Annotated in this window: 2 protein-coding genes; both read right to left on the minus strand. The window is 42.4% G+C overall.

Annotated elements, in window-relative coordinates; translation table 11 throughout:
- Positions 1–394, minus strand: a 394-nt coding sequence (locus tag KIV40_RS34655) for a TRAP transporter small permease (protein ID WP_285353986.1), incomplete at its 3' end; no start/stop codon positions are given.
- A gap of 15 nt (positions 395–409) precedes the next feature.
- A partial coding sequence (locus tag KIV40_RS34660) for a hypothetical protein (RefSeq protein ID WP_285353987.1) occupies positions 410–646 on the minus strand: 237 nt, incomplete at its 5' end.

Genomic DNA, 646 nt, shown 5'->3' on the forward strand with positions numbered 1-646 from the left:
ACCGCCCCCTGTCATAAATATTCATCACATATTCCATAGCGAGATAAGAAAAGAACATCAGTGCGCTGAGAGAGACAAGATATCCAAACAGCTTAATCAGCTCGATGGTTCTTGGATTGTTGACGACAAGATGAATGACTCCCCCTGTGATATGCTCTTTCGTCTTAGTGGCGTAGGCCATACCTGAAAAATAAACCCATACCCCAAGTAACAATGCGACTTCTTCGATACCAGTAAATGGAGAATCAAACACGTAGCGCAGGATTACTTGAAAGAACATCAATAGTGACAAGCTAATAACCGAGCTAAACATGATGAATCGAAGTAACATTTCTAAGAAATCACACACGCTGTAAAAAGCAGGCACATCACGTTGTGCAAGAGAGTCGTTCATAATTGCCTCACATCACTACTTCTGAACACCGGAGACGGAATAGACTTGATCCATGATGTCTTTACCTACCGTTTTCTCCATACTTGGCCATTCGTTGCTGTAAATACTGGCCTTCGCTTTATCCATTTGCGCGTCAGTAAGTGAAACTACTTTGATGCCCGCTCCTTTTACTTTCTCAAGGTAATCGGCGTCGATTTGTTCTGCTTTTTGCCAAACAACTTGCATGGTTTTATCTGCCGCTTGCTGCATTTT

The organism is Vibrio sp. D173a (assembly GCF_030248475.1).